This is a genomic window from Geobacillus sp. CCR, assembly GCF_052906625.1.
This window is the reverse complement of sequence record NZ_JBREBQ010000007.1, coordinates 50232-70382: the sequence shown is the minus strand read 5'-3', so window position 1 is coordinate 70382 and position 20151 is coordinate 50232. Positions and strand designations below refer to the sequence as shown.

The following is a 20151-nucleotide window of genomic DNA, read 5'->3' as shown; positions in this document are numbered from 1 at the left end:
CTTGGCACCCCTTTCCGGTTTTGTCCACTTTTTTATTATACTTGAAAAGGCTGACGATTGGCAAAATGAATCATTCGCCACCCGAAAAAAAGATCAATAGCGCTCGTTTTGCCGCTTGTGGTTCACTTCATTTTTCCGCCGATACGCCGCCTCGATGTCGTCGGAAGAAAAACCGAGCGCCACGCCAAGCCGCCAATACTCCGCAAACAGCGCATCATATTCCCCTCGCGCTCTCGTCTCCCCGAACCGCTCGGCGGCGCGAAACACGGCAAGAAACTGCTCGACAAGCGGCCGTCCCGCCGACGGAGCTTCGTTTTCTTCATAAAACAAGCCGCACTCCAGCCCGAGCGACAATAAAAAATGCAAGCCGTCAACATATTCCTCAAGCACTCGCTCGGCTGGCGCGGGCGGTTTGATGCTCCAAAATTTAAAGCAACGCGTCTCATTCGCGAGTTCACCCAGCTCCACAAGAAAGGCGAGCTGCTTGCGAGCAAACAAATCTTCCTCCATCAAGCCATGCTCCGTTTCAATGCGCCGATCCAACATGCGCTGCATATCGTAAAGCAAAGGCCAATTCATTCTCTCCTCCCCTTTCTACCTCATCCCTCGCCAATAGAGAAACAGCTCCACCGTTGCCAACAGCGGCAAACCATAGCGAAACGTCCGATGGCGCGTTTTATGACGAAACGTGTACATGCCCGCCATTGCCCCCAGAGCTCCACCCAACCACGCCAGCAGCCAAAGCGTCCGCTCGGCGGTGCGAAAGCGGCGGCGCTTCGCCTTGTATTTGTCGACCCCCATCACGAAAAAAGCGAGAAGGTTGATCGCTATCCCGTATTGTACCATATCGATCCCTTTCCTTGATAAGAAAATGGCCACCCTGATCAAGGATGGCCATCGTTGTTATTTATTCAAATTCGCTTTCGCCAAGTCGGCGAGTTGGGCGAACGCGGCTTGATCGTTCACCGCCAAGTCGGCGAGCATTTTCCGGTTCACTTCCACGCCGGCCAGCTTCAAGCCGTGCATCAAACGGCTGTAGGACAAGCCATTTTGGCGAGCCGCCGCGTTGATGCGGACAATCCACAGTTTGCGGAAGTCGCGCTTCCGTTGACGGCGGTCGCGATACGCATACATGAGCGATTTCATCACTTGTTGGTTCGCGACTCTATATAATGCGTGTTTCGCGCCGAAATAGCCTTTTGCGAGTTTTAACACTTTTTTGCGACGTCTGCGCGTCACTGGTCCACCTTTTACGCGTGGCATAATCGTTCCCTCCTATAGTCGGTCGTTATTTCAAGTTGTCAAGCATTTGGCGGATGCGTTTGAAATCGCCAGGCGAGACAAGCGTCGCTTTGCGGAGATGACGCTTTTGTTTTTTCGTTTTATTGGCAAACAAGTGGCTCGTATAGGCATGACCGCGTTTTAATTTGCCGCTGGCCGTTTTTTTGAACCGTTTCGCCGAGCCGCGGTGAGTTTTCATTTTTGGCATCGCAGGTTCCTCCTTACTTGTTGTCGTTTTTCGGTGCGAGCACTAAAAACATGTTGCGCCCGTCCATTTTCGGCGCCGTTTCGACAACGGCAATGTCGGCGCACGCTTCCGAGAAGCGGTCAAGGACGCGCTGCCCAATTTCTTTATGGGTGATCGCCCGACCTTTAAAGCGGATCGTCGCCTTCACTTTATCGCCTTTTTCCAAAAACTTGCGCGCATTGCGCAGCTTCGTGTTGAAGTCATGCTCCTCGATCGTCGGGCTGAGGCGCACCTCTTTGACGTTGATCACTTTTTGTTTTTTGCGCGCTTCTTTCTCTTTCTTCTGCTGCTCGAAGCGGAATTTGCCGTAGTCCATGATGCGGCAAACGGGCGGTTTGGCGTTCGGCGCGACAAGCACAAGATCCAAGTTGCGTCTTGCCGCAATCTCAAGCGCCTCCTGCTTCGACTTGATGCCAAGCTGTTCGCCGTTTTGGTCGATCAAGCGCACTTCACGGGCACGAATTTGTTCGTTGATAATAAAATCTTTGCTAATAATGAGCCACCTCCAAGGTTTTTTCCGACTGGCTTGTTTGCCAGCAGAGCCCCACTTCCAGCCCAAAAAAAAGCGCAGATGCACAAAGCACCCGCGCAGTACGTCCTTACACTCGCATTGACGAACCGTAACAACCTGCCAACAGCCGTCTTGGCGTCGGTCAGGTGAGAAGCGGGGTGCTTCTGCTTTTGTTACAAACAAGCAATCATTCCACTTTATACACTATACCACCTTGGCGATGGCATGTCAAGGAGCGGATCTTGATAAACACAACGTCCTTTATTATAGCGGATCAACATTCAATTGGCAAGAGAAAATCTTGTTCACGCCGCCATTTCTTTGAAAAACCGCCCATGACATGGGCCATCGCCACCGTTGCTTCCTTGTAGCGCTTGAACGTTTATGTCGCCTGTCAACGGTTTATTGCGCTTTCCCTAATCTTGTCCGTTTTTCCCGCACATCGTCAGCGAGCAAGGCCATAAACTCGTCAAGCCCCATCGTCCGGCTTTCTTTTTCTCCATAGCGGCGGACGTTGACCGCTCGCTCAGACACTTCTTTATCGCCGACAACGAGCATGTACGGGATTTTTTGCATTTGCGCTTCGCGGATTTTATAGCCGATTTTTTCGTCGCGCTCGTCGACTTCGACGCGGAAGCCGCGTTCTTTCAGCGTCCGTTGCACGTCATACGCGTAATCGAGATGCGCCTCCGGCGACACGGGGATCACTTTGACTTGAACCGGGGCGAGCCATGTCGGAAACGCGCCTTTATACTCCTCGATGAGGAACGCGACAAACCGCTCCATCGTCGAGACGACGCCGCGATGGATGACGACCGGACGATGCGGCTTCCCATCCTCGCCAATGTATGTCAAATCAAAGCGCTCGGGCAACAGGAAGTCAAGCTGCACCGTCGAGAGCGTCTCGTCTTTGCCAAGCGCCGTGCGCACTTGCACATCGAGCTTCGGCCCGTAAAACGCCGCTTCCCCTTCCGCTTCGTAGTAATCGAGGCCGAGCTCGTCCATGGCTTCCCGCAGCATGCGTTGCGCTTTTTCCCACATTTCATCGTCATCATAATATTTTTCTTTGTCATGCGGATCGCGGTAAGACAAGCGGAACGAGTATTCCTCAATGCCGAAATCCTTATAGACTTCCAAAATCAAGTTGACGACGCGCTTGAACTCGTCTTTGATTTGGTCCGGGCGCACGAAAATGTGGGCGTCGTTGAGCGTCATGCCGCGGACGCGCTGCAGGCCGGTAAGCGCTCCAGACATTTCATAGCGGTGCATCGTGCCGAGCTCGGCGATGCGGATCGGCAGCTCGCGGTAGCTGTGCAGCTTGCTTTTGTAAATCATCATATGGTGCGGGCAGTTCATCGGACGAAGCACAAGTTCTTCGTTGTCCATCTCCATCGGCGGGAACATGTTTTCTTTGTAATGGTCCCAATGGCCCGATGTCTTGTACAGCTCGACGCTGCCGAGCACCGGTGTGTAGACATGATCGTATCCGAGCGCCACTTCTTTGTCGACGATGTACCGTTCGATAATGCGGCGGATCGTCGCTCCTTTCGGCAGCCATAGCGGCAAGCCTTGTCCGACTTGTTGCGATGTCGTAAACAGCTCAAGCTCTTTGCCGAGCTTCCGGTGGTCGCGCTCTTTCGCTTCTTCAAGCAGGCGCAAATAACGATCCAAGTCTTCCTTTTTGAAAAAGGCCGTGCCGTAGATGCGCTGCAGCATTTTGTTGTTGCTGTCGCCGCGCCAGTAGGCCCCCGAGATGCTGAGCAGCTTGAACTCTTTGATTTTTCCAGTCGACGGCACGTGCACACCGCGGCAAAGGTCGAAAAACTCGCCTTGCTCATAAATCGAAATCGGCTCGCCTTCCGGAATATCGGCGATCAACTCGAGCTTCAACTCATCGCCGATTTCTTCATACAGCCGGATGGCTTCTTCGCGGCTCACTTCTTTGCGGACGATGTCCAAATTTTCTTTGACAATCTTGCGCATTTCCGCTTCGATTTTCGGGAGGTCGTCTGGCGTCAGCTTATGCTCCATGTCGATATCATAGTAAAAGCCGTTTTCAATGACCGGACCGACGCCGAGCTTGACGTTGCCATACATCCGCTTGATCGCCTGCGCCATTAAGTGGGCGGTGCTATGGCGCAAAATGTCAAGCGCCTCCGGCATGTCTTGGGTAATGATGACAAGCTCGCCATCTTCGTGAAGCGGCGTGCGCAAATCAACGAACCGGCCGTTCAGTTTGCCGGCGATCGCTTTTTTCTTCAGCCCCGGGCTGATCGAGGCAGCGATGTCTTCCGTCGTCGTCCCCTTCGGAAACTCCTTTTCCGCCCCATCTGGGAACGTGATGCGAATGACGTCTGGCATCGGCAATCACTCCTTTGTCATGATGATGAAAATGGAAAAATAAAAAAACTCCTCCCTCCTAAAGGGACGAGTTTTCATCGTGGTTCCACCCTTCTTCCCATGGCAGCGCCTCGCCATGCCATGGCTCAACAAGAATAACGGTCGTCCACCGGCGGCAACTACTGGGCGTTGCGTTCGCTGCCGCAGCTCTGAGGGGGTAAGCGCATTTTTCGTGTTAGGAAGGTTCCAGCCGCTGCCTTCCCTCTCTGGAAACCGTAAAAATGCACCCATGTCCTCGTCATCGCTTGTATTCATCCATATTCATGACGACATTATAGCGAAAACAGCAGGAAAAATCAAGCTTCTCCCCCATTTCCAGCGTTGGCGGCAAACAAGCGGGAAAAATCGGCGCGGCGGCAGACGATCAGCCGTTCTTGAAACACGTTTTGCAGTGTCTGCACCATGCCGTCATCCGGATGATCGGTGTACAGCTCAATTTCCGCCGGAGCGAGCGAGACAAGCGGAGCGAGCACCGATGCATCAATATACATCGGCTGGCTGAAGACGAGATGGCGGTCGATCAACTGTCTCACTTCCGCCGCCGACAGCTCCCGCCGCTCGCTGTCGTAAAATACGAAGTGCGGCGGATCGTGCACCAAATACAGGCGCGGCCATTGCGGCGTCCGGCCAGCCAGGCAGTCGCGCAGCATTTGCACAAAATTTTGATACTCCTGCTCCAGCTTGTATTCATCAATCGCCAGCTCGACATAATGTTGGAGGCGCTCCATATACGGCTTTAACCGGAACGTAACGAACGAAGAAAACGAAAATGACAAGCCGTCGCGCAAAAAGGAGGCAAAAGCGTCGCGCAACATCACGGTGCGCGAGGCGGCAAACGCCGCGCTTTTCCGGTAATCGCTCCGCTCGCCGTCCAAAAACGAATGAGCGAGGGCCAAAATTTGCTGCTGTTCTTCGACGTCGCGGAAATAAAAAACATTGGCAATGATGGATAGCAGCAGCCGGTCTTCCATCACCTCCTGCATAAACGCCGTCATCGCTGGGATGATATGCTCCTCAAGCACACGCTTCTCCTCGCCCTGTATGTAAACCGCCACGGTTTTGTTCCCGTCATAAGCGGCATGAAACAGCGGACCGTCATCCGGTTGCCGGTGATCTAGCAGCCCAACCAATTTTTCCGCCTCGCTTGCCTCGTCAAAATGGATTTCGATCACCCGCTGTCCCCCCTTTAGCCCGAAAGGAATGCTTGGTTTATATATATGGGGACAACGGGCTGTTTAGACTAAAAAACCACAAAGCTTAGCGGCGTTCATTGTTCGAGGAGAGGGTGCCCCAAAAGGATCGGGACACCCTTTCTTATTACCGTATACAGGCATAAAACAAATATGTTGTGTTTTGTTTAAGGGAAATTACCCTTTTGGGTCAGCCCCAGTCGGCAAACGAACCGCTTGCCGACTACGGCAGAAAAGCTAGAAACAGAACCTGCTCAACTAGTTTTTATGGGTTAATCAACATGCCTGTGCAAACGGCAACGTTTCAAATCGCCTTTATATATTTTGCTCACGGCGGTTCGGTCCAGTGATTTCAATCGGATAGGCCAAATAGCGGATTCGCTCCATAATGCGCGCCGCCTTCACCTTCTCTTCTTCGCCGCGCTGCGAATACGTCAAATGATGGGCGAGCTGCTGCATATCAAAGTTCGACGTGAAAAACGTCGGCAAGTTTTCAAACATCCGGTATTGCAAGATCGGGCCAAATACATCATCGCGCACCCAGCTTGACATCGCCTCCGCCCCAAGGTCATCGAGCATCAGCACCGGCACTTTTTTGATATAATCAAGCTTTTCGTTCATCGTCTGGTCTTGAAGCGAATGTTTCATCTCACGAAACAGCTCGGGCACGTAGACGATCAGCGACGAAACGTTTCGCTTCGCCAGCTCGTTGGCGATCGCGGCGAGCAAATACGTTTTGCCCACCCCAAACGATCCGTGCAAATACAAGCCTTTCATTTTTTTCCCTGGCTCGTATTCCGCCACAAACCGCTCGGCAAATCGGATCGCTTTGATCCGCCCATCGTCATTGAGATCGACGTCAGAGAGCGAAGCACGCAAGATTTCGCGCGGCATGAACATGCTTTGAATGAGCGACTCTTGCCGTTTTCGCTCGTCATGCTGCACTTTTTTGGGGCAGCGGTCGTACTCAACGTCGATCCTTCCACCGTTGACCACCAAATTTGGATGGTACCCCGGCAGCATGTTGTTGCATCGCTCAAGGCCCGGACATTGGCGGCAATTCCCGTGCTGCTCGATGAACTCATACAGCTTCATCAAGCTGCGGTCAACCGCATCGGCCGACAATTGCCGTTCGTGCGCCCGCAAAAACGGCTGCACGTCCGGATGCTCCAAAATGTAGCGTTTCATTTGTTCGTAGCGTTGTTTAAACCGTTGATTGCCAAGCAACCGCTGCAACAGGTGGTTTACTCGTTCCATGGCTTTTCCCTCTATGATTCATCACGGTATTTTTTCAGCCGTTCCTCAAGCTCTTTGCGCGCCTGTTCGACGTCAAAATCATCATCATCCGGCTGGCTGTAATCCATGTTCAGCCAGTCCGGGACGATTTCCGTGCGCACGACTTTGCGCACCGTCCGCGTCCCTTTTTCCTTTTCGTTCGCCCAGTTTTGGTATGTTTTCGCCTCTTCTTTCGCCAGTTCCATTGCTTCCTTCACGGTTTTCACCTTTTTGCGCGCCCAATGGCTGGCGATTTTTTCTACGTATTTTTTCGACAGCTTCATATTCGTCCGGAGCATGACATAATAAATGAGCACGTTGACAACTCCGGGGAGCAGCTGCTGCTGGAACATAATGTCTTCGATCAACTGCAAATCAGCAAGCGACGGCTCAGCGCCGCCTGAAATCTCTTTCAGCAGCTGGCGCGGGGAAATTGTTTCCAGCTGTTTCATTAGTTGCTCCTCTTTTGTGCGCGGTTCGATGTTTTCCATCGTCCGGTAGGCGAGCGGCTGCACTCGTTCGACGAGGCGCGGCTCGACACCGCCATGTTCGAGCTCATACCATTCGCGCGCCGCCCGGCGCAACGCGTCAATATCGATATGATAGGCCGGATCGATGACGCCAAGGACCAGTTTTTGCATCTCAAGCGGCGGAATGCCGTATAAAAACGCCAGCTTTTTAATCGCTTCCTTCACTTTCGCTGTCACAGCCCGGCGCGGCACAAGCTGCTTGGACAGGCCGGCAAAAAACAGCTCAAAGTCGAATACATCATCATCGAGCACATACGACGCCTCATCCCGCCTGATGTGATCCTTCCCTTCAAGCAGCTCGGGCCCGGCTTCTTCGCTGAGGCCGGCGACGATTTGTTCAGCGGGCACGGCCGAAAACACGTCGGAAAACGACCGCGTCACCTGGGTGAATTTCGTTTCATCAATGGACGGACGGGCAAAAAAGTTGCTCAGCTGGATAAACAAGTGGCGGCCGACTTGCCGGTGCAAAAAAACGCTCAACATCTCGTCGCGGAAAAACTGGTCTGGCGCCAGCGGCGGACGCAGCTCATAAAGAAACAGCTTCGGTTCATCCGCCTCTGGAGCGTGGACGTATGTGTCGAGCAGCCCGATTCCTTCGAGTTTCAACCGTTCGCTGTAAATGTCCGGCAGTCCGCACTGCATGAGCGCCATAAGCCGATGATGGGTCGCTTCCTGGCCGTCAAGCAGCTCAAGCTCCCCCCAAAGCGTCATATAAAGCGCCAACGCCCGGCAGCCGATGAGCGGCTGGTAAAGCAGCGTCAGCACTTTACGGTCCACCTCTTGCAACACCCCACGGCTTTGCACGGTATAACGGTCGACAGCAATCAGCTCTTTCCAATGGTGCTGCATCGCTCCGACCTTCCATTCCGCCGTATTCGTTTCAAACCGGCTCTCCCCTTTCCTGCCGAAAAGACGTTGAAAAAAGGGCTTGCCGCCTAACGCCAAAGCCCTTTTTACCGTTGCCCTTTTTTGATCAGCTCTTTCAGTTCTTCAATGAACACATTAATATCTTTAAACTGCCGATAGACGGAAGCGAAGCGGACATAGGCGACCTCATCGATGTGTGACAGGCGCTCCATCACCATTTCGCCGATCGTTTCGCTTTTCACTTCCGAGACGCCTTGATTGCGCAGTTCGCGCTCAATTTCCTGCGTCACTTTTTCAAGCTCCTCGAGCGCCACCGGCCGCTTCTCGCACGCTTTGATCAAGCCGCGCAAAATTTTCTCCCGGCTGAATTCTTCGCGCGTTCCCTCTTTTTTCACAACAATCAGCGGCGGCTCCTCGATCCGCTCAAACGTCGTAAACCGATAATGGCACTGTTCGCACTCCCGCCGGCGGCGGATCGAACGACCCTCTTCAACCGGGCGCGAGTCAAGCACGCGCGTGCCTTGATGATGGCATGAAGGACATCGCATAACATCCACTCCGTTGATCTTCTTATTTTCTATCATACCGGAATGGACGAAAGCAGACAAGATATAGTTAGCTGTTCAGTCCGGAACCGATATAGGGCAGGCGGGCGTCGAGCTTCCGATACAAATCGAGAATGACCGCCCGGCTATGCCCAAAATCAAACGGCAATAGCTTCGTCTCCGTCGTCGCGGAAAAGTCGACCGCCGTTTCAAACGGCCGCACGGAAATGACGGTAGCGACGATGAACAACTTTTTGCCGCGCTTTGTTTGCGCACAAATTTCGCCGCGCTCTTCGGAAACAGAAACGAGCTCGGCGCCGGGCAGCGACGAGAGCAGCTCCTTGACCGCATCGATGACGGCGCGGTTCGTCGCTTTGTAATAATGGCTTCTTAGCTCTTCATCTTCATGATTTTCCCGCGTTTCACAATGGTTTGTGAAGGCGTATTTGAGTGTTTTCCACATGCTCATTGCCACGTCTCCCTAGTCATTCTTTTTCTTCCATCATACCATGATTTTCGCCGCTGTTGTACCGCCGAGGGCGCAAAAAAAGGAGCGTTTCGCTTACGCTCCTTTCGGTTTATCATTATCCAATTACAGCGCCTGCGCCTTTTTCACTTCGATCGGGCGCATGCCGCGCGGAAGTTCAATCGTTTCCCGCGTTTGCGCGCCCAGCATTTCGGCAATGTAATCGGCGGCAATCGTCGGGTCTAAATGGCCGCATGTATACACATCAATGCTCGCATAGCCGTGTTCGGGAAAGGTGTGAATCGTCAAATGCGATTCCGAAATAATGACGACCCCGCTTACGCCTTGCGGAGCGAATTTATGGAACGCCACTTCGCGAATCTCCGCTCCCGACTTTAACGCGGCGTCAACGAACGTTTTTTCAATAAAATCAATATCATTCAGTTTGTCAAAGTCGCATCCCCAAAGTTCCGAGATAACGTGACGACCCATCGTGTCCATGAAAAGAATCCCCCTTTAACCAATTTTCTCAAACAAATAAAAAAACAGAAGGTGAGTTGCAAAATGGCATGTATAACTACCACGGGGGAAAGTTAGTCCTAAGAGGTCCTAACCCTTTAAGTAGTCACATTACCCTTGCCGTTAAGAAGTTCACGAGACATAGTATACTTTGTTTAGGGGGTTTTTGCAACAGGCTTTTTTAATTTTTTTGCATAAAAAAGAGAAAAAGCGCCCACGCCCGCACCGTGGCCCGATCCGTTTGTGCGGATCGCAAAAGCCATAGCGCAGGCGGCGCGCTTCACATCGAACCGCTGTTACGCATTGACGCTGAGACGCTCATTCATTTTGGCCGCGACAAGATGGGCTAAATCAACGACGCGGCACGAATAGCCCCATTCATTGTCATACCAAGCGAGCACTTTCACTTTTCGCCCTTCCATCACCATCGTCGACAGGCCGTCGATAATCGCAGAATGCGGATTCGTATTGAAATCGATCGAGACAAGCGGCTCCATCGTGAAATCCAAGATGCCTTTCAATGGGCCGTTGGCAGCGCGGATCAGCGCCTCGTTCACCTCATCAACCGTCACATCGCGCTTCAAGTCGACGACCAAGTCGACGAGCGAGACGTTCGGCGTCGGGACGCGGAGCGCCATGCCATGAAGCTTCCCTTTTAAATGCGGCAGCACTAGGCCAAGCGCTTTCGCCGCTCCCGTTGTCGTCGGGATGATCGACTGCGCGCATGAGCGGGCGCGGCGCAAATCTTTATGCGGGTTGTCGATGTTTTTTTGGTCGTTCGTATACGCGTGAACTGTCGTCATCAGGCCGTTTTCAATCCCAAACGCTTCATCGAGCACTTTGACGACCGGAGCCAAACAGTTTGTCGTACACGAGGCGTTCGAAATGATGAAATGGCGGTCGATGTCAAGCATATGCTCGTTGACGCCAACAACGATCGTCACATCTTCATTTTTGCCCGGGGCGGTTAAAATGACGCGCTTCGCCCCTGCCTCAAGGTGAAGGCTCGCCTTTTCGCGGTCGTTGAATTTTCCGGTCGCTTCAATCACAATATCGATATCAAGCTCTTTCCACGGCAGCTGTTTCGGGTCGCGCGAGTTTAACAGCCTCACTTTTTTGCCGTTGACGAGCAGGCCGTCTTCCAAGGCGATGACCTCACCGTCAAATTTACCGTGGTTTGAGTCATATTTCACTAAATGGGCTAACGTTTCCGGCGGATAGCTGGCGTTCACCGCCACAATGTCGAGGTCAGAGGAATTGATGGCGCGCCGGAACACCATCCGTCCGATTCGTCCGAAACCGTTAATCGCCACTTTCGCCTTCATTCACTTTGTTCTCCTCTCATATATGTTATACTATTTTCTTATATTCGTATAAATAGTATATCATATTTTTAGGAAATGTGGAGAACAAAATGACTGAAAGCGAACAAAAAAGACGCCTATTTTTCCAAGGCGTCCCATTGTTTCAAAATAGCCAACAGCTGACGGCGTGTCTCTTCCCTCGTTCCGTTATTGTTGATGACCGCGTCGGCCCGCTTCATTTTTTCCGCCAGCGGCCATTGAGCGCGAATGCGGGCGCGCGCTTCTTCCTCAGTGAACCCGTTCCGCTCCATCAGCCGGCGAAGCTGGATGTCATCGTCAACATACACGACAAGTACTTTATCGACCCAGGATGTCAATCCGCTTTCAAATAAAAGCGGAATGTCCAATACGACCGTTTTCGCCCCGGAACGGACGAGCGCTTCTTTCTCCGCGAGCATTTTCTGACGCACCGCCGGGTGAACGATGGCGTTTAGCTTTTTCCGTTCTTCTTCGTCGTTGAACACGATCGCCCCGAGTTTCGCCCGATCGATCTCTCCATTTGTCTGCAAAATGCCCGGACCGAAGGCGGCGACAATCTGACGGTAGGCGTCTTCCCCCGGTCGGACGACGGCGCGCGCCGCTTCGTCAGCATCAATGACCGGAAGGCCGAGCTCGCGCATCATCGCGCTCACCGTGCTTTTGCCGCTGGCGATCCCGCCGGTCAATCCGATCGTCAACGTCATGGAACCTCTCTCCTTTTTACACGCCGCCTAGCGCTGGCAGCGCGGGCAATAATGCGTGCCGCGGCCGGCGACGACCGTTTTTTCAATCGGCGTGCCGCATCGTTTGCATGGCTCTCCTTTGCGTCCGTAGACGAACAAGCTATGCTGAAACGCACCCGCTTCCCCTTGCGTGTTCACATACGTGCGCACCGTGCTTCCCCCTTTCATGACCGCCTCGCCGATCGTCGCCACCATTTCCTCATGCAGGCGCTCGATCTCTTTGCTGGAGAGAGAGGCGGCCGGCCGGCCGGGAAGAATGCCGGCGCGAAACAGCGATTCGTCGACATAAATATTGCCAAACCCAGCCACGACCGTCTGATCAAGGAGCAACGCTTTGACCGACCGTTTCGTTTTCACCGCCCGCTCCGCCAATACAGCTGGGGAAAACGCCGGGGAAAGCGGCTCCGGCCCAAGCTCAGCAAGCGGCGGCCGACGGTCAGCTTCTTCTTTGGCATAAACGTGCATCGTTCCGAACTTGCGCACGTCGCGGTAACGGAGTTCGCTGCCGTCCGTGAAGCAAAACACGACGTGCGTATGCGGTTCGAGCGGCTCGAGGGCAGAAGCAACGGCGTAGCGCCCTTCCATGCGCAAATGGGAAATGAGTGCATCGCGGTCGAGCAGGAATTTCAAAAACTTCCCTCTCCGTTCCAAACCACGCACCGTCTGTCCGATCATTCTTGCCGCAAACTCCTCGGGGTCTCGCGGATGTCGGATGATGTTCGGCCAAAAGATGCGCACATCCTCAATCGTTTTTCCGACAATAAGCGGCAAAAGCGTACGACGGATCGTTTCCACCTCCGGCAATTCCGGCATGGCGATCCCCCCTTTCCTCCGTTTTCCTGCATCGTTCCCGCCGACGCTTTCGCATTGACGCCGGTTCATCCGCCGAGAGAAAGATTCTCCATGGGGCGGCAGCTGTTTCGCTCCAATTCATCGAGTTGCAGCCGAGAATCGTCGCACCGAAAGATTCTGCCTAGAAGGCCGGTGAGAAACGCTGATTTTCGCAAAATCGGTCATGTTGGTTGAGAAGGACGACTCGATGTCCCAAGGCTTCTCAACTGGAGAAGAGTCGTTGTGAAACTGCTTTTTCATTCCATCACAGGCCTTCTTAGAAGGCTGATGAAAAACAATGGATTCGCTTGATTTATGAGAAATCACAAGGAATGAAGTGATGGTGTTGCAAGGTTTTTCAATTTGAGAAACACTGTTGGAGAGCAGTATTTCCCCTTAAATCACCGGCCTTTTAGGGGTGCCGGCGATCCACACCAAGACTCCTTTTTATTTCGCGTCATACCATGTCGAGCCGTAATGGTAATCGACTTTGAGCGGCACGCGAAGTGTGACCGCTTGCTCCATCACTTCCGGAACGAGCCGGCACAGCCGCTCCATCTCTTCTTTCGGCGCCTCCAAAATGAGCTCGTCATGCACCTGCAGCAAAAGGCGCGCTTGCAGCCGCTCTTCCTTCAGTCTGGCGTTCAGATCGATCATCGCCTTTTTAATAATGTCAGCGGCGCTCCCTTGAATCGGCGTGTTCATCGCCATCCGTTCAGCAAAGCTGCGGACGTTGAAGTTGCGGCTCGTGATATCCGGCAAATAGCGGCGCCGATGCAGCAGCGTCGTCACATACCCTTTCTGTTTTGCTTCTTGCACAATGTTTTCCATATACCGCTTCACGCCAGGGAAGCTTTCGAAGTAGCGCTCGATGAATTCAGCCGCCTCTTTGCGCGAAATATTTAAGTTTTGCGCCAAGCCGTAATCACTGATCCCGTAAACGATCCCAAAGTTGACCGCCTTCGCCTGACGGCGCATGTTGGGCGTCACTTCGTCCTCGCTCACTTGGAAAATGTCCATCGCTGTTTTCGTATGGATATCCAAATCGCGGCGGAACGCTTCCATTAAATTGTCATCTTCCGCAATATGGGCGAGGACGCGCAACTCAATTTGTGAGTAGTCGGCGGCGAAAATGAGCCAATCAGACTCCGACGGCACGAACGCTTGGCGGATTTTCCGTCCTTCCTCAAGCCGAATCGGAATGTTTTGCAAGTTCGGCTCCGTCGAGCTGAGCCGTCCGGTTTGCGTCAACGCCTGATTGAAAATCGTATGCACCTTCTTTGTATCGGGTCGCACGACTTTCAGCAATCCTTCAATATACGTCGACTGCAACTTGCCAAGCTGGCGGTAATGCAAAATGTTTTCCACGATCTCGTGATAAGGCGCAAGTTTTTCAAGCACATCCGCCGAAGTGGAGTAGCCGGTTTTCGTTTTTTTCAAGACGGGCAGCTGCAGTTTTTCAAATAAAATGACGCCGAGCTGTTTCGGTGAATTGATGTTGAATTCTTGGCCGGCGAGCTCATAAATGCGCTGCTCGACCGTGCCGAGCTGCTCGGCGAGCTCTTTGCCCATCTGTTCGAGCCGCTTCGTATCCACTTTCACTCCGGCAAATTCCATTTCCGCCAAAATCGAAGACAACGGCTGCTCGAGCTCGACGAGCAACCGATCTTGTTCGTTGCGGCGCAGCTCATCCAAAAACGGCCGTTCGAGCTCCCAAATCGCCGCCGCCTTGCGGACGAGATGCTCGGCTAGCACTGGCTCATCCGGCACGGCCCGCTTCGCCCCTTTGCCATACACCGCTTCATCCGGGCGCACCGCTTCGTATTGCTTCATTTTGGCTGCGGCAGCTACATCATCAACACCTTGCGCCGGATCAAGCAAATAGGCGGCCAGCAATAAATCAAAGGAAACGCCGCATAGCTCAATTCCTTTCCATTTCAAGGCGACTGCCGCGCGCTTTGAGTCAAACATGCTTTTTTTCTTCGTTTCATCACCAAGCCAGGCGACAAACTGCGGATCGGCAAGCGCCGTCTCCGGGCGCAGGAAAAACCGTCCATGTTCGTTGACCACAGCGATGCCGACGATCGGCGCATCATGATAATTTTCCTCGACCACTTCAACGACAAGCGCCGCCTTGTCGGCAAGCATCTCCTCCGTCACGCGGTCAGCAAGCGTAAATGCCATCTTGGCAAGCGGTTTTTCCTCTTCTGATGACGGCGATTCCATTTTCTCTAAAAACGATTGAAACCCAAGCTCTTTAAATAAAGCGACCACTTTCTCCCGGTCTTCCCCTTGATAGACGATGTCATCAAGCGAGAGCTCGACCGGGGCGTCGCGGCGAATGGCGGCGAGCTTTTTGCTTAACAGCGCCATCTCCCGGTGTTGGCGCAGCGTTTCTTTCAACTTTTCGCCTTTGATCTCGTCAATGGAGGCAAGCACATTTTCGACCGTGCCGAATTGCCTGAGCAGCTTGACCGCCGTCTTTTCCCCGATGCCCGGCACTCCGGGGATGTTGTCCGATTTGTCGCCCATCAATCCTTTCAAATCAACGATTTGTTCCGGAGTTAAGCCGTATTTTTCGCGGACCGTCTCCGGCGTGTATGGTTCGATATCGGTAATCCCTTTTTTCGTAATGTCCACCGTCACATGGGGGGAGGCGAGCTGGGTCAGATCGCGGTCGCCGGAAATGACTTTCACCTCAAACCCTTCCTGCTCAGCGCGGGCGGCAAGCGTTCCGATAATATCGTCCGCTTCGTAGTTCTCGAGTTCATAGGCGGGGATGCGATATGCCCTCAGCAGCTCGCGCAACAGCGGAAACTGCTCCGACAGCTCCGGTGGCGTCTGCTGGCGCCCACCTTTATACTCTTGAAACGCTTCATGCCGGAACGTCGTTTTCCCGGCGTCAAACGCGACAAGCATATGAGTTGGCTCTTCTTCCGCCAAAATTTTATTCAACATCATCGTAAACCCGTAGACGGCGTTCGTATGGATGCCTTTGTCGTTATGCAAAAGCGGCAAGGCAAAAAAGGCGCGGTACGCCACGCTGCTGCCGTCGATTAAAACAAGCTTTTTTTTCAATCTCATCCCTCCTCGGATGCTTCCTTGTCCTATTGTACCATGCCTGCGGCTTGCCTTGAACGCTCTCCCACCATGATGGGAGGCGCCGATTCATCCCCTGCTTACGCTCACGCTGAAAAATGGGAGGCTTCTCAGTTGGAGATGATCAAAAGAAGCCGGCTACCGCCCCGGCTTTGGAAAATGGATCGTGAACACGGTGCCGCGCCCCACTTTGCTCGCTACGGTAATATATCCATGGTGAGCCTCAACCAAATGTTTCACAATCGCCAGGCCCAACCCCGTTCCGCCGGAATCGCGGCTGCGCGCCTTGTCGACGCGGTAAAAACGCTCAAAAATGCGCGGGATTTCCTTTTCCTCAATGCCGATTCCGGTGTCTTTCACATGGATCAGCACTTCTTTCTCCGTCTCTTCCGCCTCGACAGCGACCCGTCCGTGCTCCGGCGTATACGTGATGGCGTTGGCGAGCAAGTTCAGCAAAATTTGCTTCATCCGATTTCTGTCACCGCGGATGACAAGCCCGGATGGCGATTCGATATGCAAATCAATTTGTTTTTCCGCCGCTTTTTGGCGAAACACAGCAGCCGCTTCGGCGATGACTTGAGCGATATCCACGTCTTCGAGCTGCAGCTGAAATCCGTGCTGCTCGATTTTCGACAAGTCCAACAGTTCCTCAACGAGCGTTTGCAGCCGTTCGCTTTCTTTTAAGATGATGGTCAAAAAATGTTCGAGCGCCGCTTCATCCTTCATAGCGCCATCCAATAGCGTTTCGGCGAATCCTTTGATGGACGTCACCGGCGTTTTCAACTCGTGCGAAACGTTGGCGACAAAGTCTTTGCGGATTTGCTCAAGGCGCTTCAGCTCCGTAATGTCATGAAACACGACGACAATCCCTTTCCATTCGGCGTTCGTGCCAATGATGGGAGCCCCGTATACATCGAAATGTTTCCGCTCGATGCCAATCGTCAGCCGCATATGCCGGCGCATCGTCGTCTCGGTGATGAAAATATCATCGATAAACCGGACGATGTCGCCATGCGGCAGCACATCGGCGTACGGACGGTACAAACAATCCGACGGATCGAGATGAAACTGAGTCTGGAACGCCCGATTGATGAGAGAAATATGTCCGCGGTGGTCAATAAACAACAGGCCGCTGCCGACGTTTTCAATGAGCGTGTGAAGCCGATCGGTCTGAATTTCCCGCGCCCTGCTCATCTCCTGCAAATGGCGGGCCAGCCGGTTGATCGAGCGCACAAGCATCCCGGCCTCGTTATATTCACCATCGGGCACACGGGCGGCGTAATTGCCTTTTTCCAGCTCAAACGCCACTTTCGTCGCTTCTTCAATCGGCTTCATATATTGATTGGCGATTTTCCAGACGAGGGCGATGATGACAACGAGCGCCATCCCGAGGCTGCTCGTGAGCACGCCCCAAATTTGCTCGTTTACTTTTTGGAGTGAGCTCGTCGGTGTGCTTAAAACGACGTACCCGCTCCGTTCACCGCGCTCGTACGGGACGATGTAGTAATAGACATCGTTTGTTTTTTCAATCACGGAAAAGCGGGGAAACTGCTTTTTGCGCAAAATCGCGCGGACGATGCGCTCATGGTCTTTGTCGCTGATCGCTGCGACGCGACCGCTGTCAAACCGCACCCGTTCTTCTTTATCGAGCACGGTGATGCGGGACGACAGTTCATTCCCCATTTCCTGCAAATCGGCGCGGATTTGCTCGAGCGGTTCATTTTCAAGCAAAATCGCAAGCGCTTGGGCCTCTTTTTCCATCCGTTTGTTCATCGTCTCGGCGTAAAAATCTTTCAGCAATTGCCCGAGCAAAAGCCCGAGGGCGATCAACACCGTGGCGATGAGCGTCACGAGCCAAAACAAAAGGCGGGTGCGGAAGCTATTCATGCCGCTTCGGTTCCTCCAACTTGTAGCCAAGGCCGCGCACCGTTTTAATGTACATCGGTTTTTTCGTATCGGTTTCGATCTTCTCGCGCAAGTGGCTGATATGGACGTCGACAATGCGTGTATCGCCGGCAAACTCGTAGTTCCACACGGCGCTGAGCAGCTGGTCGCGCGTCAACACCCGCCCTTTATGGCGAGCCAAATAAAGGAGCAACTCAAACTCTTTCGGCGTCAGCTCAAGCGGCTTGCCGTCGATCGTTGCTTCATAGCGTTCCGGAAAAATTTCCAGCTCGCCAACAACAAGCCGCTCGCTCGATTCAGCCGCCGGCTGAACGATCTCCGTGCGGCGCAAAATCGCCTTGACGCGGGCAATGACTTCGCGCGGGCTGAACGGCTTTGTCATATAGTCGTCGGCGCCAAGCTCAAGACCAAGCACTTTGTCAAATTCATCATCGCGAGCCGTCAACATTAAAATCGGCGTCATGATTTGCTGCTGGCGAAGCCGCTTGCACACATCAACGCCGTCAAGCTTCGGCAGCATCAAGTCCAAAATAATGAGCGCCGGCTGCTCGGACGCTACTTTCACGAGCGCCTCTTCGCCATCGTGAGCGGTCACGACGTGAAATCCGGCTTTCTCCAAATTGTACGACAACAGAGTCACAATCGGCTGTTCGTCATCGACAACTAAAATTTTTCGTCCCATGCCGCTCCTCCATCCCGTCCAATGGTTTCTGCCTTTATGATACCACAATTGACGCCTTGATTCGGACAAAAAAAGAAAAAAGGGCGTTTTCCTGCGGACAGGTTGCCCTCGGAAAACTGCCCCTCGCGTTTGGCTGGCTTCCTTTGGCGGAAAGCGGCATGAAACTCCCCCTTTGTTTCGAAGTGGGGGACTGCTTTCAACATGAGGTCAAAAGTTCTCGAGCACCCGCCCGTCTAGGCGCGGCAACGTATGCGGCGGGCAGACAGACAGCGTTCCGTCAAGCACCGTCTCCGCACCGCGCGTCGCCATGACGGACAACGTCACGCAATGGCCCGCCTCATCGACATCGGCGACTTCGAGCAAAAATTCGAGCGTTTCATAATGATAAACTGGGCGGAGAAAGCGAAGATCCTGCCGCGTAATGTAGCTGCCCGGGCCCGGCAAATATTTGGAGACCGCGGAAGTGATCATCCCCGTCAACATGACCGGCGGCACGACCGGTTTTCCAAACGGCGTCTGTGAAGCATAATCATGCTGGATATAGAGCGGATTGGCATCATCCGTCAGCCCAAGATAAAGAAGCAAGTCTTTGTCTTCGATGGCGGCTTGGAACACGAGCTTTTCCCCCGCTTGAATTTCCCCGATCCGTCTCCCGAGCTTTCGTTTTTTCAACATGTTCCCACCCCTTCGTTGTCTAGAAAGCGCTTTCATTGACTGTGGGCAAAAATCCGGGGCAATGCCCGAATTTTTGCCTCGCCGCTATTCCAGCATGCGCATGACATTTTTAACGGATTCGACGGATTTGGCGAGCGCCGCTTTTTCCTCTTCGGTCAGCTCGAGCTCGATCACTTTCTCGATGCCGTTGCCGCCGAGGATCGTCAGCACGCCCAAATAAATGCCTTCATAGCCGTATTCGCCTTCAAGGTAGGCGATCGCCGGCAAAATGCGGCGCTGGTCTTTCAAAATCGCTTCGACCATTTCGACAAGCGAGGCGGCCGGTGCGTAGTAGGCGCTGCCGTTGCCGAGCAGGTTGACGATTTCACCGCCGCCTTTGCGCGTCCGCTCAACGATGGCGTCCAAACGATCTTTCGGAATGAGTTTTTCGAGCGGAATGCCGCCGGCGTACGAGTAGCGGACGAGCGGCACCATGTCATCGCCATGGCCGCCTAAAACAAACCCAGTGACATCTTTTACCGAAATGTTCAGCTCCTCGGCGACGAACGTGCGGAAGCGCGCCGTATCCAAGACGCCCGACTGGCCGATGACGCGGTTTTTCGGGAATCCGGATTCCTTAAAGACCGTATACGTCATCGCATCGACCGGGTTCGTCAAGACGATGATGTAGCAGTTCGGCGAGTATTTGACGACTTCCTTCGTCACTTGCTTCATAATTTTTTGGTTCGTCGTCACCAAATCGTCGCGGCTCATGCCCGGCTTGCGGGCGATGCCTGCTGTGATGACGACGATGTCGGAATCGGCTGTGTCAGCGTAATCCGATGTGCCGATGATATTCGCGTCAAAGCCGAGCACCGGGCTTGCCTCGAGCATATCGAGCGCCTTCCCTTTCGTTGGGTTCTCAAGCTGCGGAATATCGACCAACACGACGTCGCCGAGCTCTTTTTGCGCCAAAAGGAACGCCGTCGTCGCCCCCGTGAATCCGGCGCCGATCACCGAGATTTTTTTCCGTTTCATCGCCATCGTTTGCCATCCCTTTCCT

At 53.4% G+C, this 20151-nt stretch carries 20 protein-coding genes and 2 other annotated features; all 20 genes read right to left on the bottom strand.

Going from position 1 to position 20151, the window contains the following annotated elements; translation table 11 throughout:
- Positions 1-93: 93 nt before the first annotated feature.
- Positions 94-579, bottom strand: a complete 486-nt coding sequence (locus ACVBDQ_RS05545) for a dUTP diphosphatase (RefSeq protein WP_011232188.1) — start codon at positions 577-579, stop codon at positions 94-96.
- A gap of 15 nt (positions 580-594) precedes the next feature.
- A complete protein-coding gene (locus tag ACVBDQ_RS05540) occupies positions 595-846 on the bottom strand; it encodes a DUF1294 domain-containing protein (RefSeq protein WP_021322138.1) in 252 nt (83 codons plus the stop codon).
- Positions 847-903: 57 nt separating this feature from the next.
- Entirely contained in the window at positions 904-1263 is a 360-nt protein-coding gene (gene rplT / locus ACVBDQ_RS05535; RefSeq protein ID WP_011232190.1) for a 50S ribosomal protein L20, read from the bottom strand.
- Between the two features lie 25 nt (positions 1264-1288).
- Positions 1289-1489, bottom strand: coding sequence for a 50S ribosomal protein L35 (rpmI, locus tag ACVBDQ_RS05530; RefSeq protein ID WP_011232191.1), 201 nt, complete (start codon positions 1487-1489; stop codon positions 1289-1291).
- A 13-nt stretch (positions 1490-1502) separates the two neighbouring features.
- Entirely contained in the window at positions 1503-2087 is a 585-nt protein-coding gene (gene infC, locus ACVBDQ_RS05525; protein ID WP_075261478.1) for a translation initiation factor IF-3, read from the bottom strand.
- Positions 2082-2215 (bottom strand) — a sequence feature (ribosomal protein L20 leader region). It overlaps the preceding gene by 6 nt.
- A gap of 226 nt (positions 2216-2441) precedes the next feature.
- The gene (gene thrS / locus ACVBDQ_RS05520) at positions 2442-4400 is read right to left on the bottom strand and encodes a threonine--tRNA ligase (protein ID WP_033025971.1); all 1959 of its coding nucleotides are present in this window, start codon (positions 4398-4400) and stop codon (positions 2442-2444) included.
- Between the two features lie 59 nt (positions 4401-4459).
- Positions 4460-4690, bottom strand: a binding site (T-box leader).
- A gap of 45 nt (positions 4691-4735) precedes the next feature.
- Positions 4736-5611, bottom strand: coding sequence for a putative sporulation protein YtxC (ytxC, locus tag ACVBDQ_RS05515; protein ID WP_014196512.1), 876 nt, complete (start codon positions 5609-5611; stop codon positions 4736-4738).
- 333 nt (positions 5612-5944) lie between these two features.
- Positions 5945-6886, bottom strand: a complete 942-nt coding sequence (dnaI, locus tag ACVBDQ_RS05510; RefSeq protein ID WP_013144524.1) for a primosomal protein DnaI — start codon at positions 6884-6886, stop codon at positions 5945-5947.
- Between the two features lie 11 nt (positions 6887-6897).
- The gene (locus ACVBDQ_RS05505) at positions 6898-8283 is read right to left on the bottom strand and encodes a replication initiation and membrane attachment family protein (protein WP_025039135.1); all 1386 of its coding nucleotides are present in this window, start codon (positions 8281-8283) and stop codon (positions 6898-6900) included.
- A 104-nt stretch (positions 8284-8387) separates the two neighbouring features.
- The gene (gene nrdR, locus ACVBDQ_RS05500) at positions 8388-8849 is read right to left on the bottom strand and encodes a transcriptional regulator NrdR (protein ID WP_013144522.1); all 462 of its coding nucleotides are present in this window, start codon (positions 8847-8849) and stop codon (positions 8388-8390) included.
- A 67-nt stretch (positions 8850-8916) separates the two neighbouring features.
- Positions 8917-9315, bottom strand: a complete 399-nt coding sequence (locus tag ACVBDQ_RS05495) for a hypothetical protein (RefSeq protein WP_014196515.1) — start codon at positions 9313-9315, stop codon at positions 8917-8919.
- Positions 9316-9438: 123 nt separating this feature from the next.
- Positions 9439-9813, bottom strand: a complete 375-nt coding sequence (gene speD, locus ACVBDQ_RS05490; RefSeq protein ID WP_011232199.1) for an adenosylmethionine decarboxylase — start codon at positions 9811-9813, stop codon at positions 9439-9441.
- 314 nt (positions 9814-10127) lie between these two features.
- Complete coding sequence (locus tag ACVBDQ_RS05485) at positions 10128-11156, bottom strand: glyceraldehyde-3-phosphate dehydrogenase (RefSeq protein ID WP_021322135.1); 1029 nt, start codon at positions 11154-11156, stop codon at positions 10128-10130.
- Between the two features lie 116 nt (positions 11157-11272).
- On the bottom strand, positions 11273-11878 hold the full coding sequence (gene coaE / locus ACVBDQ_RS05480; RefSeq protein ID WP_014196518.1) for a dephospho-CoA kinase: 606 nt from the start codon (positions 11876-11878) through the stop codon (positions 11273-11275).
- Positions 11879-11905: 27 nt separating this feature from the next.
- On the bottom strand, positions 11906-12730 hold the full coding sequence (mutM, locus tag ACVBDQ_RS05475; protein WP_025039134.1) for a DNA-formamidopyrimidine glycosylase: 825 nt from the start codon (positions 12728-12730) through the stop codon (positions 11906-11908).
- 465 nt (positions 12731-13195) lie between these two features.
- Positions 13196-15832 (bottom strand): DNA polymerase I, encoded by a 2637-nt coding sequence (gene polA / locus ACVBDQ_RS05470; protein WP_011232204.1) that lies wholly within the window; start codon positions 15830-15832, stop codon positions 13196-13198.
- Between the two features lie 153 nt (positions 15833-15985).
- Entirely contained in the window at positions 15986-17734 is a 1749-nt protein-coding gene (gene pnpS / locus ACVBDQ_RS05465) for a two-component system histidine kinase PnpS (protein ID WP_446663071.1), read from the bottom strand.
- Positions 17727-18434 carry a response regulator transcription factor gene (locus ACVBDQ_RS05460; protein WP_015375585.1) on the bottom strand — a complete coding sequence of 236 codons (708 nt, stop codon included), beginning with the start codon at positions 18432-18434 and terminating at the stop codon, positions 17727-17729. The genes pnpS and ACVBDQ_RS05460 overlap by 8 nt, the downstream gene beginning before the upstream one ends.
- Positions 18435-18641: 207 nt before the next feature.
- Positions 18642-19109, bottom strand: coding sequence for a MaoC/PaaZ C-terminal domain-containing protein (locus ACVBDQ_RS05455; RefSeq protein ID WP_011232207.1), 468 nt, complete (start codon positions 19107-19109; stop codon positions 18642-18644).
- A gap of 84 nt (positions 19110-19193) precedes the next feature.
- A complete protein-coding gene (gene mdh, locus ACVBDQ_RS05450) occupies positions 19194-20132 on the bottom strand; it encodes a malate dehydrogenase (protein WP_014196524.1) in 939 nt (312 codons plus the stop codon).
- Positions 20133-20151 lie beyond the last annotated feature (19 nt).